Source organism: Intestinimonas sp. HCP28S3_D6 (genome assembly GCF_052065695.1).
GTDB lineage: Bacteria > Bacillota > Clostridia > Oscillospirales > Oscillospiraceae > Intestinimonas.
Genome location: NZ_JBQHTM010000138.1, coordinates 1 through 1,006, shown reverse-complemented (window position 1 = coordinate 1,006; position 1,006 = coordinate 1). Strand labels below are relative to the sequence as shown.

The 1,006-nt window shown below is 55.3% G+C and carries 1 protein-coding gene; it reads left to right on the top strand.

Annotation, left to right across the window (positions count from 1 at the left end; all coding sequences use genetic code 11):
* On the top strand, positions 1-945 hold a 945-nt coding region (locus tag ACTNBK_RS17095; protein ID WP_441147890.1), incomplete at its 5' end, for an IS30 family transposase.
* Positions 946-1,006 lie beyond the last annotated feature (61 nt).

Here is a 1,006-nt window from a genome sequence, read left to right as displayed (position 1 = left end):
CTAATGCGCGGCACACCGCCCCGAAAGAGCAGCAAGGGCAGGAAGCCCGGATACTCGGCAAGACGCGGAGAAGCGGCCTACAAAGCGAACAGAAAGCGTTCTCGGAAACCACACCGAATCTGTCACTGTATTCGCTTCATTCGCTGGATAATTGAACAGGTCAAAGAACACAAGTGGTCTTTGGATGCCTGCGTCGGCTATGCCCGTCTGCATGGGCTGTTTCCAGCAGATGAGATGGTCTGCACCCGCACTCTTTACAATGAGGTCTGGGCAGGCAACCTTGACTTGTCTGTGACAGAACTGCCCGAAGCCATGAAACGCAAGCAGCACAAGGATTCCAAGCCCCGTGAACACAAGAATATCTTCGGCACGGACATCTCCCAGAGACCTGAGATCGCGGCTCTGCGCATCGAGGAGGGACATTGGGAAGGTGACACTGTCGTGGGCAAGAGGGCCGGTAAAGAGGCTGTTGTCCTCTCCCTGTTGGAGAAGAAAACGGAGAACTATATTGCCATCCGGATTCCCGGCAAGGATGCAGACTCCGTTCTGAACGCCATGCAGTTACTCAGGGAAGAATTCGGAGACAAGTTCTCACAGGTCTTCAAGACCATTACCGTGGACAACGGCTCGGAGTTCTCTGCGTTCAGTCAGGTCGAGAACTGGGGCTGTGCAGTCTACTTTGCACATCCCTATACTTCGTGGGAACGTCCCCAAAACGAACGCCACAACGGGCTGTTCCGAGCCTTCGTGCCCAAGGGTGCCTCCATTGAATCCTTCTCTCCAGAGTACATCTTGTCTGCTGCTGATGAGCTGAACGGACGCCCTCGCAAGAAGCTTGGCTACCGCACCCCGGAGGAACTGTTTGACGAGTTCCTCGACTCTGTTTACGCAGCCTCCGGCTGCGGCAGCATCGCCCAGGATGGAAGCCAGCGGCTTCCATCCTGACCGACGCTCTGATTAACTAAGTTCTACCGTGCAGGTGTCCAGCTTGCACTTGCAATTTGCG